17 protein-coding genes and 1 pseudogene are annotated in these 17080 nt (G+C 57.1%); 12 read left to right on the plus strand and 6 right to left on the minus strand.

The features are described 5' to 3' along the window. Positions 1-27: 27 nt before the first annotated feature. A complete protein-coding gene (locus tag ACR0AP_RS08160; RefSeq protein ID WP_480506343.1) occupies positions 28-1608 on the minus strand; it encodes an ABC transporter substrate-binding protein in 1581 nt (526 codons plus the stop codon). 180 nt (positions 1609-1788) lie between these two features. On the opposite strand from ACR0AP_RS08160, the gene ACR0AP_RS08165 reads away from it, so the two are divergent. Further along, positions 1789-2700 (plus strand): LysR family transcriptional regulator, encoded by a 912-nt coding sequence (locus tag ACR0AP_RS08165; RefSeq protein ID WP_480506344.1) that lies wholly within the window; start codon positions 1789-1791, stop codon positions 2698-2700. On the opposite strand, the gene ACR0AP_RS08170 is transcribed toward ACR0AP_RS08165, so the two are convergent. After that, positions 2697-4238, minus strand: a complete 1542-nt coding sequence (locus ACR0AP_RS08170) for a M81 family metallopeptidase (protein ID WP_480506345.1) — start codon at positions 4236-4238, stop codon at positions 2697-2699. The two genes, ACR0AP_RS08165 and ACR0AP_RS08170, sit on opposite strands and share 4 nt — an antisense overlap. 151 nt (positions 4239-4389) lie before the next feature. On the opposite strand from ACR0AP_RS08170, the gene ACR0AP_RS08175 reads away from it, so the two are divergent. Next, complete coding sequence (locus tag ACR0AP_RS08175; RefSeq protein WP_480473300.1) at positions 4390-4890, plus strand: RES family NAD+ phosphorylase; 501 nt, start codon at positions 4390-4392, stop codon at positions 4888-4890. A 217-nt stretch (positions 4891-5107) separates the two neighbouring features. Here the strand turns inward: ACR0AP_RS08175 and ACR0AP_RS08180 are convergent, their stop codons facing one another. Next, on the minus strand, positions 5108-6667 hold the full coding sequence (locus ACR0AP_RS08180; RefSeq protein ID WP_480473298.1) for an acetolactate synthase large subunit: 1560 nt from the start codon (positions 6665-6667) through the stop codon (positions 5108-5110). 121 nt (positions 6668-6788) lie between these two features. Continuing rightward, positions 6789-6974 (minus strand): annotated as a pseudogene (locus ACR0AP_RS08185) (hypothetical protein); the annotation flags it as partial. A gap of 153 nt (positions 6975-7127) precedes the next feature. Here ACR0AP_RS08185 and ACR0AP_RS08190 point away from each other — a divergent pair. Beyond that, positions 7128-7745, plus strand: a complete 618-nt coding sequence (locus ACR0AP_RS08190) for a GNAT family N-acetyltransferase (RefSeq protein ID WP_480473296.1) — start codon at positions 7128-7130, stop codon at positions 7743-7745. Positions 7746-7904: 159 nt separating this feature from the next. Here the strand turns inward: ACR0AP_RS08190 and ACR0AP_RS08195 are convergent, their stop codons facing one another. Both ACR0AP_RS08195 and ACR0AP_RS08200 read right to left on the minus strand, forming a co-directional pair. Next, positions 7905-8537: a tyrosine-type recombinase/integrase gene (locus tag ACR0AP_RS08195; RefSeq protein WP_480506346.1), complete on the minus strand. Its 633-nt coding sequence runs from the start codon at positions 8535-8537 to the stop codon at positions 7905-7907. 159 nt (positions 8538-8696) lie between these two features. Then, positions 8697-9125: an Rrf2 family transcriptional regulator gene (locus ACR0AP_RS08200; protein ID WP_480506347.1), complete on the minus strand. Its 429-nt coding sequence runs from the start codon at positions 9123-9125 to the stop codon at positions 8697-8699. 103 nt (positions 9126-9228) lie between these two features. Here ACR0AP_RS08200 and ACR0AP_RS08205 point away from each other — a divergent pair, with 103 nt between their 5' ends. From ACR0AP_RS08205 to ACR0AP_RS08245, 9 genes are read left to right on the plus strand one after another with little or no spacing between them, the layout of a single operon-like run. Further along, positions 9229-10443, plus strand: coding sequence for a GTP-binding protein (locus tag ACR0AP_RS08205; RefSeq protein WP_480506348.1), 1215 nt, complete (start codon positions 9229-9231; stop codon positions 10441-10443). Next, the gene (locus ACR0AP_RS08210; protein ID WP_480506349.1) at positions 10440-11075 is read left to right on the plus strand and encodes a DUF1826 domain-containing protein; all 636 of its coding nucleotides are present in this window, start codon (positions 10440-10442) and stop codon (positions 11073-11075) included. Before ACR0AP_RS08205 ends, ACR0AP_RS08210 begins: the two co-directional genes overlap by 4 nt. Continuing rightward, complete coding sequence (locus ACR0AP_RS08215; protein WP_480506350.1) at positions 11072-11344, plus strand: DUF6525 family protein; 273 nt, start codon at positions 11072-11074, stop codon at positions 11342-11344. Before ACR0AP_RS08210 ends, ACR0AP_RS08215 begins: the two co-directional genes overlap by 4 nt. Before the next feature lie 11 nt (positions 11345-11355). Next, positions 11356-12879: an ABC transporter substrate-binding protein gene (locus ACR0AP_RS08220; protein ID WP_480506351.1), complete on the plus strand. Its 1524-nt coding sequence runs from the start codon at positions 11356-11358 to the stop codon at positions 12877-12879. Beyond that, complete coding sequence (locus ACR0AP_RS08225; RefSeq protein ID WP_480506352.1) at positions 12876-13559, plus strand: ATP-binding cassette domain-containing protein; 684 nt, start codon at positions 12876-12878, stop codon at positions 13557-13559. Before ACR0AP_RS08220 ends, ACR0AP_RS08225 begins: the two co-directional genes overlap by 4 nt. Continuing rightward, positions 13538-14278 carry an ABC transporter ATP-binding protein gene (locus ACR0AP_RS08230; RefSeq protein WP_480506353.1) on the plus strand — a complete coding sequence of 247 codons (741 nt, stop codon included), beginning with the start codon at positions 13538-13540 and terminating at the stop codon, positions 14276-14278. Before ACR0AP_RS08225 ends, ACR0AP_RS08230 begins: the two co-directional genes overlap by 22 nt. Next, positions 14275-15213 (plus strand): ABC transporter permease, encoded by a 939-nt coding sequence (locus ACR0AP_RS08235; protein WP_480506354.1) that lies wholly within the window; start codon positions 14275-14277, stop codon positions 15211-15213. The genes ACR0AP_RS08230 and ACR0AP_RS08235 overlap by 4 nt, the downstream gene beginning before the upstream one ends. Further along, complete coding sequence (locus ACR0AP_RS08240) at positions 15206-16000, plus strand: ABC transporter permease (protein ID WP_480506355.1); 795 nt, start codon at positions 15206-15208, stop codon at positions 15998-16000. Before ACR0AP_RS08235 ends, ACR0AP_RS08240 begins: the two co-directional genes overlap by 8 nt. Continuing rightward, entirely contained in the window at positions 15997-16899 is a 903-nt protein-coding gene (locus tag ACR0AP_RS08245; protein ID WP_480506356.1) for a DMT family transporter, read from the plus strand. Before ACR0AP_RS08240 ends, ACR0AP_RS08245 begins: the two co-directional genes overlap by 4 nt. Positions 16900-17080: the final 181 nt, after the last annotated feature.

The following is a 17080-nucleotide window of genomic DNA, read 5'->3' on the forward strand; positions in this document are numbered from 1 at the left end:
TGCGAAGGCGGCCCGGATGCATTGCGATTACTCTTTCACGACGCCTGTCGCGAGAGTGTACTCGTCGGTCCGAGGGATGTAGCTCAGACCTTTTTTGGCCGCCCAGGTGTTGACCTGGAAGTGAGTCGGAATGATCGCCACATTCTCGATCGCGCGCTCTGTCGCCGCGGCGAGTAGTTCCTGCCGCTTTGCGTCATCGACTGTTCGCAGGGCTTCTTCGATCAACGCGTCGGTTTCAGCATCCGAGTGCCGGCCACGGTTCGATGATCCAAAGCCCGCATCCTTGTCATGGGTGTGGATCAGCGATTTGAGAGGCGAGGACGCTTCGCCGGACCCCGCGCCCCATCCGACGAGGATAAAGCTGAACTCCGGCAGACCCTCCGGGCTGCCTTTGGACGCGCGTCCAAAGTATACCGAACGCGGCATTGTTTCGACTGCTGTCTTGATGCCCACACGGGTCAACATTTGCGCAATTGCCTCGGCAATTTTGGCGTCGTTGATGTAGCGGTCATTTGGCCCATGGATTGTCATTTCAAATCCATCGGGATAACCGGCTTCAGCCAGAAGTGCTTTAGCACCGTCCGGGTCATAAGCCACCACGTCCAGATTGTCGGACACGCCAAAGAATCCCTCGGGCAGAAGCTGGCCAGCGGGCAGCGCAACCCCCTCCATGACACGCTCAACGATCGCGTCGCGATTGATCGCCATGCTGATCGCCTTCCGGACTCGGACGTCCATGAGCGGGTTCTTTATATCGCCACCACCGTTGGCCTTCACAAAGGGTGAATCCTCACGGAATTGGTCCATGTGAAGATAGATCACTCGGTTGGACACGCCCTGGCTCAGCTGGATACCATCGTTGCCCTTAAGTGTTGTGATATCGGTCGTCGGAACGCCCGATATCATGTCGACGTCACCGGCAAGAAGCGATGCAACACGGCTCGGACCGGACGTGATTGGGCGGAATTCCACCTCGGACCAGATCGGTGCATCACCCCAGTATTCGTCGTTCCGTACCAGCACGATGCTTTCACCCGGCGTGTAACTTTGGAACTTGAACGGCCCTGTGCCGATGGCGGCCGTACCCGCGTTGAAGTCTTCCGTCGTTGCTTCGCAGCCCACTTCTGAGATCACAGGGATCGTGGAAATGTCGTTGCCCATCAACGGATAAGGTGCGGCCGTTTTGAAGTGCACCGTGTAGTCATCGATCTTGACGACTTCCTTACCCTTAAGATAGGTGCCGTATCCCGATGGAGAGTTCGGTACGTCCGGCGCGCGCGCCATGGTGCAGACGACGTCGTCCGCCGTGAAGTCGCTTCCGTCGTGAAACTTTACGCCCTCACGCAGCTTGAACTCCCAAGTCAATTCATCAATTGGCTCCCAGGACACGGCAAGACCCGGCGATAGGCGCTGCTTCTCATCCTGCGCGATCAGCCGGTCAAAGATGTGCACGGACATGGCGTTGTTCGGACCAAGATTATGAAAATGCGGATCGAGTGACGTCGGCTCCGAAGCGAGGCCGATCGTCAGTTTTTCCGCCGAAACAGCACCGGCGCCGAAAGCCAAAATGCCGACAGCGACGGCTGTCGCAGATGTGAGTTTCCTCATCAAAAAGACTCCCTGTTGATTTGGCGCTTGTGAATAGGCGAATCCCTGGCCGATCCCGCGCCCTGTAAAAAAGGCTAGCTACCGCAAAAAACATTGCCAATACTCAATGCTATGCAACTCTGCATAGACCAATCCAAGAGTTTGGATGTTCAGCCGCTCAAACTGGGGGAGTAACGTAGCATGACGGAACACCGACACAGACTGCGCGAGTTTGAGGCCCTGAGAGCCGTAATCACGACTGGTACAACCATCGGCGCCGCGCGGCGAATGGGGATTTCGCAGTCTGCCGTAAGCCGGTCCTTGTCCCAACTCGAGGCCCGTGTTGGGCGATCGCTCTTTCTCCGCCGATCGGGACGTATTGACCCAACAGACGAAGCATTGCGTCTCAACGAAAAACTGGACCCAATCTTCGAGACGCTTGCGGACATCGAGGGCGCAGAATGGGCTACTCCGGATAACGAGCCGTTGCGCCTGATCGTGCCGCCAACTCTGGCGCATCACTTTGTCATCTCTAGGGTGGCCAGTTTTCTCAAGAAGAATGAGGGAAAGCAGCTTCAATTGGATATTCAGGCCACGGACGTGCTTGTCGCTGGCATTCTCGACCTCCGCTATGATCTCGGCTTGACGAGTGCGATGATCCAACGAACGGGTGTTCACCTAATGCCCTGGCGCCGCAGTCAGGTGGTTTGCGCCATGCCGAGCAACCATCCGCTGTCGGAAAAACGAGTGGTGACGCCGCACGACCTTGAAGGCGTCGCGCTGATCGAGTTTCTGCGAAGGCTGGGGACGCGAGCGATCACCGAAAAGATCTTTGCGCGCGCTGGAATTCGTCCAAAACAAGTCGCTGAAACAGCAACGAATATGGCCGCTTTGGAGCTTGTCCGCGAGGGTTTGGGTGTGACGCTGATCAACCCGTTCCCGTTACTGTCGTCGGGGATGGAAGGCGTTGTCGTCAGACCATTTGACGCCGCCATCTTCTATGACACCAGCTTCGTTTTACCATCAGGCCGACCGCCGTCGCAACTTGCCCGCCAGTTCATGCAGTTTGTCAAATTGACGACGCCACATGACAAGTATTCAGAGCCCGTCTAGCGCAACATTTGCTCCGCCCGCGAGGTATCGAAGTCCATCGGAAAGTTCGGTCGTGGCAAATTAGCAAACGGCCAGCGGTCGTGAACAGGCGACGTAAGCCCGCCCGTGTCGACTTCAAATACCTGATTTGCCCCAAACCATTTGGAAAATCCGGCCCGAAAGTGGCCTCGGGATTTCACAACAACGGTCCGGGCCGACGCAATATCCAGTCCGAACATGTGAAAGAACACGGGGTCGGCAGTCTGTGTGCGATCGGTGATCACCACCACGGTGATACCACCAATACGAAGCGCAGCGCATGGGCCCAGGACCAATCTGCGACCAGCTGTCATGCCCAGTTCACCTACCACATCTCCATTATGGAGACCCAAGACCTCTGCATCCGCCTCAAAAGGTACATCCCATTGCGCCCAGAAAGCGCTGGAATCGGAAGACCGGTTGAATCGTGCCCTGAATTTGCCGCCGACACCGATGCCATGGGCTTCGTTCGCAAGTTCCGGATCACAAAAGGAACCGAACAGGCATTCTTCGACCTTTGCCGCATGAAGAGCGGCTAACAGTTCCGTGGTCCTGCCACTGCCGCCGCCGCCAGGATTGTCACCGGCATCGGAGAAAATCACAGGCGCGCGCGCTTGGTCGGTGGAAATCGAGATCGATTCCGTCACGGTTGTCAGTTTCCGAACGAAATCCTTCCTCAATGACCAGGCCATGTCTGCCAGTTCTTCCGCCAGTGCATTGGCCGCTTTCTGGTCCTCACGCGCGGTGACAACGATGCTCAGACCGTTGTCGGGCGTGTCGGAGAAAAGGAAATTACCGAAGATCGATACGTTTAGAAAGTCACCTCGACCTTCGGCTTGTCGTCGCTGACCGTGGTCAATCAGGGTGCCATACGGGTGCTCGGCACTTAGTAGGGTTACGGATGCCGGAACAAGAGGCAGCTTGACATGCGCGGTTTGGGGCCGGACGCCTGACGCCAAAACCCGGCGCAGCGAAAAAGCGGCTTCCTCGCCACGTTCTATCTGATCGACGTGGGGATTGGTCCGATAGCCGACGATCAGGTCACAGGCATCGACCATCCGCTGTGAGATATTTGCATGCAGATCGAGTGTCGCAACGATAGGTACGTCCGGTCCGACAACTCTCCGAATGCGCGACATCAACAAACCATCGGGGTCGTGGTCATGCTCGGCAACCATCGCGCCGTGATTGCAGATGTAAACTGCGTCAACAGGCCCAGCTGAGCGAAGCATGTCTTCCGAAGTCACTATGATCTCTTCGATCACGGTTTTTCGTACTGGACCCGCCGGGTGGCTGGCTGCCAAGATACAGGGTACCGGAGTCCAGTCGCCCGTAGCATCCATTGCCCTGACAAAAGCTGCAAATTCTATTGCCAGCTTTGGTGTCGCGGATCTGGCTTCAGACATCAAAGCATCGCCTGAAAGCCATGTCAGAGACTTAAAGTCTGACAAATCAGCCGGGGGTGCAAAGCGATTTGACTCGAGAATTGCGCCAAGGAGGGCGATCTTTGGAGCCGTCATGCGAGAGGCCTTTGGAAATGCAACACAGTGCGAGGAAACATGAGTAGGTGATTTCAATCAAGATATCATGCGTCTTCTCTGTTCTAGGAAAACCACTGCCGCCTTGCGTCTTTCCTATAACGCGACGCGCAAACGATCAGTGCCACCCGTTATGCTGACAGAAGTTTCCGGAGAATTCGTAAAGATTGTTTGGGCCGATGACCCAGACGTTCACCTCATGCGCGGCGCACCGGATCGCCCACCCGCCCGGTTCAATCGCCGGGGGCAGGACGCTTTGTATCTGAGCCCTGATGTCGAAAGCGCAAAAGTCGCTATTGGTCAGGACGTTAGGAAGGATGATCGCCCGCGGGTTGTGCTGACCTTCGAGGTGGAACGATGTGCGTTATTCGATCTGCGCAGCCCCGAAGCCGCGGATATCTATGCACTCGCCAGTCAGCCCTGGCGCAAACTCTTAGCTGCGGGCGGAGAGCCGTCTTCATGGCTCGCTGCTGATCGGCTCAGAACAGATCGGCATATCGGGTTGATTGACCCTTCGCGAAGGCGTCCGGGTCTTTGGCACATAACTTTATTTCGATGGAGCGAGCCAGGCGCACCTGGCGTGTTTCGGCGTAGTGAAGTGAAGCCGGTTTCCGTCCTGCCGGATTATCGGTGACGTTTAAGGTGCGACCAACTATCATTTCGCAATTATGGTCATCGCGAAAATTGGCTGTGTGGAGGACATTGTCATGAGTTCTCTTCTGGCACGCCAATGACATTTTTTTGCATGTTGTTTGAGCGCTCGTGACAGTCTGCTTTCAGTGCCAAAATGTAGCTTCGCTTTGGGTAACGAAAGGCGGCTTTGGGCCGCCCGTTTCAAAAAGAATTTGTGTTCAAGATGCTGGCGGGCACATGACTTCGATCAAGGAAGGGCCGTCACGTGATAGCCCCGCGGAAAGGGCTTTTGCAAAGCTATCGGTGTCTTCAATTCGTATTCCGGGAACCCCATGCCCTTTAGCGAGCGCAACCCAATCAAGCGTTGGGTTTTCCACATCAAACATTGCCTCCGCATTCTTGCCAAAACTCTCAACACCGACATTTGCCAGCTCATCTCGAAGGATTTGATAGCCGCGGTTTGCAAAAACAATCACCGTAACGTCCAGGCTTTCGCGTGCCATCGTCCACAAAGATTGCAACGTATACATGGCTGATCCATCGCCTGTTAGAGCAATTACTTTTCTATCTGGACATGCAATTGCTGCGCCGGTTGCGCACGGTAGGCAAAGCCCTATCGCACCACCGGTTCCCCCAAGCAAGTCATGTGGTCGCGCGGTTGCAGTCGGAGGAATGACGTGAAACCCGGACGTCACGGATTCATTGCAAACGATAGCATTCTCGGGAATGAGGGCCGCTAACGCTTGGCCGACTTTCGCTAGGGTGAGATCTCCGGTTGGGATTGGAGGCAGGTCGAGAGCGTATGTGTTCAGCTGAGTCTTGCTCGAAACACCAACCGCATCTGCCAGTGTTTGAAGAGTCCAGGCAATATCATCCGTCGGAGCACACAGGCTTGAAACCGTGCAACCGGCGGGCTCGGGTGTGCTCGGTTTGCCCGGGTATGCAAAGAAGGCAACGGGTTGGTCGGCGCCGATCAAAGTGATTGACGATGTCTGTTCAAGCTGAGCGATCTTGGGTGCAATTGGATACACAAGTTGATCCAATTTGGCAGCCCCGGCCCCCTTCGAAATTCGAGGGATTAGAGTATCCGCCAACAGGCGGCATCCGGTTTTGACGGAAATTTTTCCAGCCAGTACACGAAGTGGACCAAAAAGCGCGGAACCACCTATCATCAAAGCCGCGTTTGCAGTCTTCAGACGCATGGCTGCGGCCTCGATGCCTTCCAAGGACGGGCGATGAAGTGGTTGGGCCAGAATGCTATTCGTCGCAGGGCCAGTCGCTGCATCCCAAGCAGTATCGGCGGGAAGAACAAGAGTGGCGATCTGGCCGTTTTGAGATCGGGCGGCCTGGATGGCTGCGGCCCCGTCCGATGCGACGCTTGTGGCCTGATCAGAAACTCGTGTCCAATGGCTTATGGCCTGACTTACGCCAATAATGTCGCCTCTGAGTGGGCTTTCATAGCGCAGGTGATGTGTTGCGTGATCTCCCACCACATTCACGATCCCGGACCCTGATTTTCGGGCGTTGTGTAGATTGGCAAATGCGTTGCCTAGCCCCGGTGCAAGATGCAGCAGAGTGCCGGCGACGTCCCGTTTCATGCGGTAATAGCCATCAGCGGCGCCCGTCGTTCCACCTTCGAACAGGCACAGAACACAGTTCATCTCGGGATGTCTATCAAGAGCCGCAACAAAGTGCATTTCAGACGTGCCTGGATTGGCGAAAACCGTATCCACACCATTGTGAAGAAAGGTTTTGACTAACGATTCTGCGCCATTCATTCGATCACCGCCAACTCTGATTTCAACGAACTTTATGGGAGAGACAATCTAAAAGTAACTGAAAAAGCTTTCGATGATGTGCAGGCCGTCAATCGTCATCGATGCCCTCGCCCGTAAGACATGCCATGTTGAACAACGCGAAATCGCGGTGGTTTTCGGCCAGTTCAAGTCGAACTCGGGTCGCCCAGACATGCTTGGGTTTTGGCGGCCGCTTCTGACCGACGATACGTCCTTTGTTCCAGGTTGGGCGAAGCGCGCGAACGGCAGGTATGTTTGGGTTTCCATGACTGATCCTCCGATCCGCCATGCCCTCCCACAACGACAACCCGACATTGACGAGAAACAATATTACAGGATGCTGCGTCGCCTCAGAGGCCTGCTGGGAGCTCGACGTAGCCATCCATCGTTGCTTGAGCAGGACAATAAATTGCGCATTTGACAACAAGTATTTGCGGCCCACATGCTGAAACGTGAAAATCGAGGTGTAACGACCAAAGGTAATTTCATGTTTAGATCATCAACCCGAAGTGAAGCAGAAAGTTTGTTAAGCGGACTTGCTCTTGGATTTTCTGCGGACCCGTTCATGCGTTGGCTGTATCCTGAACCTGCCGATTTCCTTACCCACTTCCCGCGAGTAATGGATTTCTTTGGCGGGCGTGCATTTGAACAGGGTAGCGCGTTTCGGAACGATGATTTCACTGCTGGCGCACTTTGGCTTCCGCCAAGCATTCACCCTGACGAAGAACGGCTTGTCGCCTGTTTTGAGCAGACGGTCTCACCAGAAAAGCATGATGCGTTGTTCGAAACCTTCGGGCAGATGGACAATTATCATCCCGATGAGGATTGCTGGCATTTAGCATTTATTGCGGTCGATCCAATTCGCCAAGGAAAAGGATTGGGGTCCGCGTTGCTTGAATGCTGCCTCAAACGTTGTGATGAAGATGGAAGACCTGCTTACTTAGAGTCGACAAACCCTACAAATCTATCGCTGTATAAGCGCTATGGTTTCCAAGAGATGGGTCTAATCAAAGCCGACCAAGCCCCACCCCTGTTTCCGATGTTTCGAGCCGCCCAATAGCGGTAGATCAAACGGCTGCATTGTCTGCAATCTGTGAGTTCGGCAGTTTCAGGATATTTATGTCCGTAGCGAATGGCCGGTCTGGTGAAGCCGCACTGCGGCACCAGTGACTGCGATGAATGTCTCTTATGGGCCGCCCTTGAAGGCGACCCGAAGTCGCTAGATTTCAATGGCTTCTGCGATAGCTAAGGCATCCTCCAGTTCGACACCAAGATACCGAACCGTGCTGTCCATTTTCGTATGACCAAGTAAGATCTGAACGGCCCGTAGGTTTCCTGTCTTCTTGTAGATTTGGGTGACCTTGGTGCGCCGCATCGAATGCGTGCCATACGCGCTCGCTTCTAGGCCGATCGATGTCACCCAGTCTCTGACAATTCGCGCGTATTGTCTGGTGGAGATATGCAGACGCTCATGGAAGCGTCCAGGCCACAGGTACTCTGAGCCGACCATGAGTTCGTCTTCCATCCATTTCTCGACCGAAGCACGCGTGCCTTCCGATATCTCGAAACGAACAGGCTTCTGGGTTTTACTTTGCAGGACCGATGCCCGCTCTTTGATCTGACCAGATGCCATGATGTCGACGACTTTCATCTTCACCAGATCACAGCCTCTCAACTTGCTATCGATCGCCATGTTGAACAGCGCAAGGTCGCGATGGTTTTCGGCCAGTTCAAGTCGGACGCGGATCGCCCAGACGTGTTTTGGCTTGAGCGGGCGTTTCTGGCCGACGATGCGCCCTTTGTTCCAGGCTGGCCGAAGTGCACGAATGGCAGGTAGGTTTGGTGTTTCCATGACTGATCCTCCGATCCGCCATGCCCGCCCAAAACGACAACCCCACGTTGTCGCTGAAATATACCACGGGAACCAGAAAAACTGATCGCAGCGCCGACTTGCCCATCAAACAGAAAGAGTCTGAGACTTAGTCTAGTTGAACTCGGGAACTTTTAGTTTTCAGCTAGCGCAATAGCTACAACTGCTGGGATGAACATCCGTGATCGTGGTTTCGCGTAAGCGATCCACAAGGCTTGCTTCGATATCATCGAGAACTTCCGCAACGCGAGCCTGCAAGCCCGTTTCGACGCTGCATTCAGATGGTTCTGCATCGCCTCCAGCCCCGGAGACAAGCCTTTCGTCGAGGGCCAAATAGACGTCCGCAAGCGTGATACTGTCGGCTGCCTTGGCTAACCGCCAGCCACCTGCATGGCCCTTCTCGGACGACAAAAGCCCGGCTTCGCGCAGTTTTCCAAGGACCCGCCGAACGACAACAGGGTTTGTTCCAGCGTGCTCGGCGATGTCTGCAGAGGTGCGTACACGGCTTGGTTCACCTGCCATGTGGCTCAGTGTGTGCAGGGCAAGGGAAAGACGGCTGTTTCGCTTCATGCGCAATTATTCTCCGGTTGCCTCAATACGTAACAATAGCAGTTGCATTCGTCTAGTAACTGCGTAAGTTGCGTGACTGTCGTTGCGTGTTGTGGAGCCAAATATGCCAGATACCCGTCTTCCCGTCACCGTCCTGTCCGGGTTCTTAGGTGCGGGCAAAACCACTCTTTTGAACCGGTTATTGAACAACCGTGAGGGGCGGCGGGTGGCCGTCATCGTTAATGACATGTCGGAGGTGAATATCGACGCCGATCTGGTGCGCGCGGACACCGAACTCAGCCGAACCGACGAGACGCTGGTTGAGATGTCGAACGGCTGCATCTGCTGCACCTTGCGTGACGATTTGCTGGATGAGGTGCGCCGGTTGGCTGCCGAGCGTCGCTTTGACTACCTGCTGATCGAGAGCACGGGAATTTCCGAGCCGCTTCCCGTAGCGGCCACATTCGACTTCCGCGATGAGTTTGGCGACAGCCTGTCCGATGTCGCGCGGCTAGATACGATGGTGACGGTGGTGGATGCCGTGAACCTGCTCAAGGATTTTTCAAGCCACGACTTCCTGAGGGATCGCGGCGAGGTCATGGGCGAAGAAGATGAGCGCACGCTTGTCCATCTTCTGACGGATCAGATGGAATTTGCCGATGTGGTGATCCTCAATAAGGTCGCCGATGCGACCGAGGGTCAAGTGGATGCGGCGCGCAAGATCATTCGGAGCCTGAACGCGGATGCCGAGATCATCGAGACGAACCATTCAGAGGTTGCGGCCGAGAAAATCCTCGACACCGGGTTATTCGATTTTGACAAGGCGCATGAGCATCCGATGTGGGCCAAGGAACTCTACGGCTTTGCGGACCACACGCCTGAAACCGAAGAGTATGGCGTAACGTCTTACGTCTACCGTGCGCGTCAGCCCTTCATCCCTGAGAAGATTCTTGCAGTTTTGAATGGCGATATGCCCGGGGTGATCCGGGCGAAGGGTCATTTCTGGATCGCAACCCGCCCCGAATGGGTGGCCGAGTTTTCGCTGGCCGGGGCGCTTTCTAGTGTGAAGCCAATTGGAACTTGGTGGGCCTCTGTCCCACAAGACCGCTGGCCAGATCACGCGTCTGCCCGTGAGTACTTGCAGCAGCATTGGATTGAGCCTTGGGGCGACCGGCGGCAAGAGCTGGTGTTCATCGGTTCTGACATCGATTGGCCAGCGCTCAAGAACAGACTCGACGCGTGCCTCGTGCCCTCGGTGATGGCTTCCGGACCGGATGCCTTGCCGCTCGACATGCCAGACCCGTTTCCGGGCTGGCGACGTGTTGAGGATGCGGCATGAACTTTGTCCGCAAGACTGTCAAAGACGCAGCGGTCGGCGTTGGTGTGGCGGACGACCCGGCGGGACTTCGCGCCTTTTTGCAGCCGGGCTGTGCGGCAGCGATTTGGCGGCGAAACATGCCGGAAGATGTTACATCCTGGCTTGAAGCCTTGCCCGAAGATACTCTGCCGAATGGCCGCGTGATACTTCCCAAGGGCGCCGTGGCCGAAACCGTCGGCCACCTTTGCGATATGTCGGGTGTGCCAGATGGTGACCAACGCGCTTGGCTTGAAGCTGATATCACCGAATTGGCGCAGATGTTCGCGGACCTGATGCAGGCGCAGTATCTGAGATTGCGGCTGGACCGGATTCAAACCAACGCCTGCCGACGGTTCCACATCGACGCGATCACCGCCCGACTTGTGTGCACCTATCGTGGCACGGCAACACAATACGGGATTTCTATAGATGGCGCCGACCCGAAGCGGGTGTTCACAGTGCCAACTGGCGCGCCGATCCTGCTGCGGGGCACGCTTTGGCCTGCCGATCCGCCATCAGGTCTTCTGCACCGTTCACCACCAATCGAGGGCACAGGTGAGACCCGCTTGGTTCTCGTTCTCGACCCTGTATTCGATCCGGACGAGGCCGAATGAAACGCAATCTCGGGCAATGCAGCCTGCGCCGCAAAAGGCGGGCGGGTGATCCCATGGACGCCTTTGACGGTTTGCCGCAGCCGGTCCGGCAATGGGTTGCGCAAGCTGCCTTGCCGTGGTCCCCGGCCTCAGTTCGTCGCATCTGGTCCAAGTCTCGGGCGCGGGGTCAGTCGGACGACGAGGCCCTGCTGACGCTCGCTCAAGCCGAAGCCCGCACACTGGCACGTGACCGGCAATCCACTGCTTCCAAACTCAACTCCATGTCCTGAAGGAAATCCTTATGTCTTTCGTTTCCCGTCTGGCTTGCGCCACAGCGCTCGCGCTAAGCACTGCACTTCCTGCAACCGCTCAAGAGGGCAGCCTTACCATTTCGGTTGGCTTTGGTCCTACGGCTGAAGTCCCTGATCCGCGCGCCAGCTACAACGGCTGGATGTCCAATCAGACCGGCGTGACCGAGACGCTGATGGGGATCGACTATGAGATGAACCTCTATCCGCGCCTGGCGGAGACCATCGAACAGGCGTCTCCGACAACTTGGCGCGTAACCCTGCGCGACGGGCTGACGTTCCATGATGGCAGCGCGGTGACGGCCCAGGCCGTCATAGACGCGATCACGCCGATTTCGGATGAGGAGCATCCCGGTCACAACGCGAGGGTGTCCAAGCTGCTCGACCTTGCGGGTATGTCGACCGACGGAGACAACGTGCTCGTGTTCGAGACGAACAGCCCGAGTGCCGCTTTCCCGTGGACTCTGTCCGAACCGGCGATTGCTGTCTTGGGTGAGCCGTCTGACGCGTTTCCGATAAACGCCACGGGTCCTTTCGTGTTCAAAGAAGCGGTGCCGGAACAGCTTTATCGCGCCGAAGCAAATCTCAACTATTGGAAGGGGACGCCTGGCCTAGAAGAGGTCCGCGTCGTCGCGTCGGCGAACCCTGCCACCGCCGCGCTGGCGTTTGAGGCGGGCGAGATTGATCTTGTGATCAACTACCCAGAAACCGACTTTGACCGCATCAAAGAAACCGGCGCGCAGGGCTTCTCGGCTCCGACGGCACGGCTCTACTTCTTCACCGTGAACGCAAAGAGCGGCCCTATGGCAAACCCGTTGATCCGCCAAGCCTTATCGTATGCGATTGACCGTCAAGGCGTTGTTGACGCCGCCCTGTCCGGCGTTGGTGGTGTTCCGGCAGGCACTGTTTACCCGGAGGGCAAGGGCTGGGCCGCGGATATTCCCGCACCTTACGACCCTGCAAAAGCAGAAGAACTATTGGCCGAGGCTGGCGCGGTCAAAGAGGGCGGCAGCTGGATGCTCGACGGTGCACCGCTTGAAATCGACATCGTCACTTATTCTTCGCGGGCCGCATTGCCGCCAACTGCTGAACTGACGCAAGCCTTCCTGTCAGCCATCGGTGTAAAGGCCAACATCACTGTGGGCGAATGGGGAGCAAGCAATGACTCGATTGCGGCCGGAGACGCCGACCTTTTCCTACAAGCTTGGGTGACCACACCGCAGGGCGATCCCGGCGCTGTTCTGGAGACGCTGCTGAAGTCTGATGGTGGCTCGAATTCGGGTGGCTTTGCCAATGCCCGGTTGGATGAGTTGCTCGATCAGGGACGTCTGACGTTCGAACATGAAGCTCGCAAGGCGATCTACGACGAGGCGCAGCAAATCATCGCTGCCGAGGCCGCTCTGATCCCGGTGTTTCATGTCAGCCAGACCAACGTGGGTGTTCCCGGCCTGACTGGCTACCAAGTGCATCCGACCGAGACCTACTGGATTACGCATGAGACGAAGCTGTCAGAATGACCCTGAAAGTCTCTGGCCTGAACGCGATCCGTTCAGGCCAGACCATCCTCCACCCCACATCGCTGGACATCCCACCACGAGGCCGCATCGGCCTCGTTGGCGCGTCGGGCTCTGGCAAATCCACGCTCGGTCATGCGCTGATCGACGACTTGCGCGCGCAGGGTCACAGCGTCGCTCATGTGCCGCAAAGCCCGGATGAGGCGCTCGATCCACTACGGTCCATGTCGTTTCACTGGCGTGAGGCAGAAGTGGCGCTTGGTCTGACCCCAGACAGCGCGGATCTGGCCGGATTGTTCAAGGCGCTGAAGATTGAGGGAGGTGATCTGGGCAAGCGTCCCTGGGGCTGGAGCCGGGGAATGCAGCAACGATTTGTGATCGCTATGGCGCTCATAGGCACGCCTGACCTGATCGTGCTCGATGAGCCTACATCGGCGCTTGATCCCGTGGTGGCCGCCGCAACGATGAACCTCTTGAGCGCATTCCTGGACGGAAAGGACGCAGCGATGATCCTGATTACCCATGACCTGGGTCTCGCCGCTCGCCAGGTCGATACGCTGATGGTGATGGACGCAGGCCGCCTGGTGGAGCAGGGCGCTACGCTGGACATTTTGGAGCGGCCAAGGACTGAGACAGCACAATCATTATCGGCGCATCGCAATTGGATGTCACTGCCGTGCTGACCGTGCGCAATCTTACAGTGAAACGCGGCAGACGCGTGACTCTGTACAATATCTCGCTGTCTTTGCCTGCACGTAAGACACTAGCGGTCGTTGGTGAGAGCGGTGCTGGTAAATCGACATTGATTGCTGCCATTCTCGGCCTGTTGAGACCGACATCGGGCGAGATCACGTGGAACGGCGCACCGACGCGCGCCGCACGTCCGGCCTTGGTGATGCAAGAACCCCGGTCGGCCTTCAATCCAACGCTCAGCCTGAGGCGCTCGATCATGGAACCGATTGTTGCGCAGCGCATCACGCTCGTCCATGGTCGGCTGGAACGGTTGTGCACGGGATTGGAATTCCCAATTGATCTGTTGGAGCGTCGTCCGGATCAGGTTTCCATCGGGCAGGCACAGCGCGCCGGGATCCTGCGCGCGCTGATCGCGTCACCGCCCTTGGTGCTTTTCGATGAGCCGCTCTCGGCATTGGATGCGGTGACCCAGAAACATACCGCACGTCTGATCTCGGACCTGCAAAACGAAGAAGGCTTTGCCGCACTGATTGTCACCCACGACCTCGGCTATGCCGTGGCCCACGCAGACCAGATCGCAGTTTTGAAAGCCGGACGAATCGAGGAGATCGCAGACGCCCGAACCTTCGCCTTAGACCCGCAATCCGAATATTGCCGCGCCCTACGCAACGCTGCCATCGCGCTTGGGGCGCTAGAGGCCGTCGCGTGATCAAGGTTGTCGGTGGCCTGCTCTTGCGAACGCTGGTCGTGCTGTCCGGCACTGCAATCTTGACGTTCGCCTTGTTGTGGAACGCACCGGGCGATCCCGCGCAGGCCATTGCCATGGCCCGGTTCGACGCGCTTTTGACGGATGAGGTGATCGATCAGGTCCGCGAAGAGGTGGGCCTCGACAAATCCTTCTGGCAGGCCTTCTGGGCCTGGCTCGGACCTTTGCTGACACTGGACCTTGGCTTTTCCGCCGTCACAGGCCGCGCGGTATGGCCAGACCTCACAGCCGCAATCAGTTACACATTTCCGCTGGCCTTTACGTCACTTGCCATTGGACTTGCCGTTTCAATCCCGCTCGCACTTGTGGCAACGAAACGACCGGGTGGCTGGCTGGACCGCTTCGCTGTTGGCATCGCCTCGCTCGGCAACGCGATCCCGGCATATTGGTTAGGGTTAATCCTGATCCTGATCTTCGCCGTCAAACTCGCGTGGCTGCCTGCTTTGGGGGCAAGCACACCAGCACACGCCATCCTTCCGGCCCTCACGCTTGGTCTCGGGGTTGCAGCATCGCTCACGCGGATCATCCGCTCTGGTATTCTTGAGGCGCGTGGCCAGCCGTTCCTGCCCGCCTTCAGACGACGCGGCGTTTCCGAAAGATCCATCGGCAAAGACCACGTCGCACCGCATGCTGCGATACCGGTCATCACGGTCTTTGGATTGGAAATGGCGTTTCTCCTCGAAGGTCTGGTCCTTGTAGAAGTGATCTTTGGCAGGCCTGGCCTTGGCACCTTTCTGGTCCAAGCCATCCTCGCCCGGGACTTTGCCCATGTGCAGGCCGTCGTGGTTCTGACGGCGATTGTCTTTGTGACCGTCAACCTGGTCATCGACCTCATCTACAACATCATTGATCCAAGGATCGGAGAGCGTAATGCGTAGCGTCTGGGTGCTGGGCATCGCCTTCGTTCTGCTGGCCGGTGTTGGTCCAGTGCTGGCACCCTACGATCCAACCGCAATCAACATCCCAAAACGATTGTCACCGCCGGGGCCTGAGTTTCTGCTTGGGACCGACGCGCTCGGTCGGGATATCCTGTCGCGTTTGCTGCACGGCGCGCGCTGGTCGCTAGGATTGGCTTTCCTGATCTCGGTGATCAGCCTTGTGATCGGCACTACATTCGGACTTGCCGCGGCTCTGGGCGGTAAACTCGCCGATTGGGTCGTGATGCGCACTACCGACACATTTCTTGCCTTCCCTGAGCTTGTTGCGGCCATCGTCATTGCAGGGCTGATGGGCGCTGGCACTTGGAGCCTCATCTTTGCTCTAAGTGTCACCGGCTGGATGCGCTATGCCCGCGTTGCACGCGGCATTGGTCTGTCGGTACAAAGCCGAGGCTATGTAGTTCAAGCCCGGCTGGCCCGATTGCCTGGATGGTCCATCGCGCGTTGGCACTATGTGCCTTCCCTGATCCCCTCATTGACGGTGGTCTGGACCGGCATGTTTGCCCGCGCAATTCTCGGTATTTCGGCGCTCGGATTCTTGGGATTTGGCGTGCAACCCCCAAACCCCGAATGGGGCGCGATGCTGCTGGACGCGCGGGTGCACTTGCGCTCGACACCTCTCCAGATGATCTGGCCCGGACTTGCCGTTGTGATCTGCGTTTTGGCCATCAACCTGACGGGAGACGCACTGCGTGATGCCTTGGCCGAGCGAGGCCGTTCCGAATGACCGATCACGACCGTCCAACACTGGGGATCAGCTTGCGCATTCTCGCGGGTCTTCTGTCGGCTGGCATGTTTGTCTGCGTCAAGGCCGCGGGAACGGAAGTTCCTTTGGGCGAAGTCGTGTTCTTCCGCTCCTTCTTTGCCGTCATTCCGCTTGTTCTTTTCCTTTGGGTCCGCGGAGAGTTTCCTCATGGGCTTGCCACCAAGAGACCCTTTCAACACCTGCTTAGGTCGAGTTTCGGAGCAATATCTCTGTTCACCTCATTCGCAGCACTCGCCTATCTCACGCTGGCCGAGGCACTGCTGATCGCACAGCTCTCGCCGATGCTCATGGCTGTCTGCGCGGTGATCCTTCTGTCCGAACGCCTAACAATCTGGCGGATTGCGGGCGTTCTTGTTGGCTTCGGTGGTGTGGTTGTCCTGGTTTGGCCTGAACTTGACGGTGGCAGCCCAGACGGGACACGATTGTGGGGGATTGGGCTGGCACTGGTATCTGCTGTACTTTCGGCGCTGGCACTTATCATGGTGCGCAGCCTCAACCGAACGGAAAGTCCCGGCGCCATCGCCATGTACTTCGTCATCGCGTCCATGGTCGGCGCGTTGTGCACACTGCCGTGGGGCTGGGTCATCCCGGATGTGCCGACAACGGCATTGCTGATTGGCGCGGGCCTCTTTGGCGGCTTTGGCCATATCGCCCTGACACTTTCGTTTCGTTATGCAGAAGCGTCACGCTTGGCGCCCTTTGAATACGTAGCGCTTCTTTGGCCTTTGTTGGCTGATCTGTTCATCTTCCGCCTGAGTCTATCCACCAGCTTCATTTTAGCCGCACCACTCATTCTGACTGTGGCCGCGATTGCGGCGGCAGAAAAAGGCAAAGGGTCGCGCAGCAAGCATCTCTCCTAAAGACTATTCTTGAATGGGCCACCCAATTTGTCTGCAGTCGATCAATGTCCGTTTCGGGGAAGCCGCACTGCAGCGTGCAGCATAGTTGCCAATGGCCGGTTTGGGCCGCCTGCGTGAACCGTTATTGGCAGGGCAGGGACCCTTTCTGCATCGGCCCCGAGGTCCTTTGTGAGCCCAACTT

The sequence above is a fragment of the Ruegeria sp. AF7 genome, from assembly GCF_056541885.1.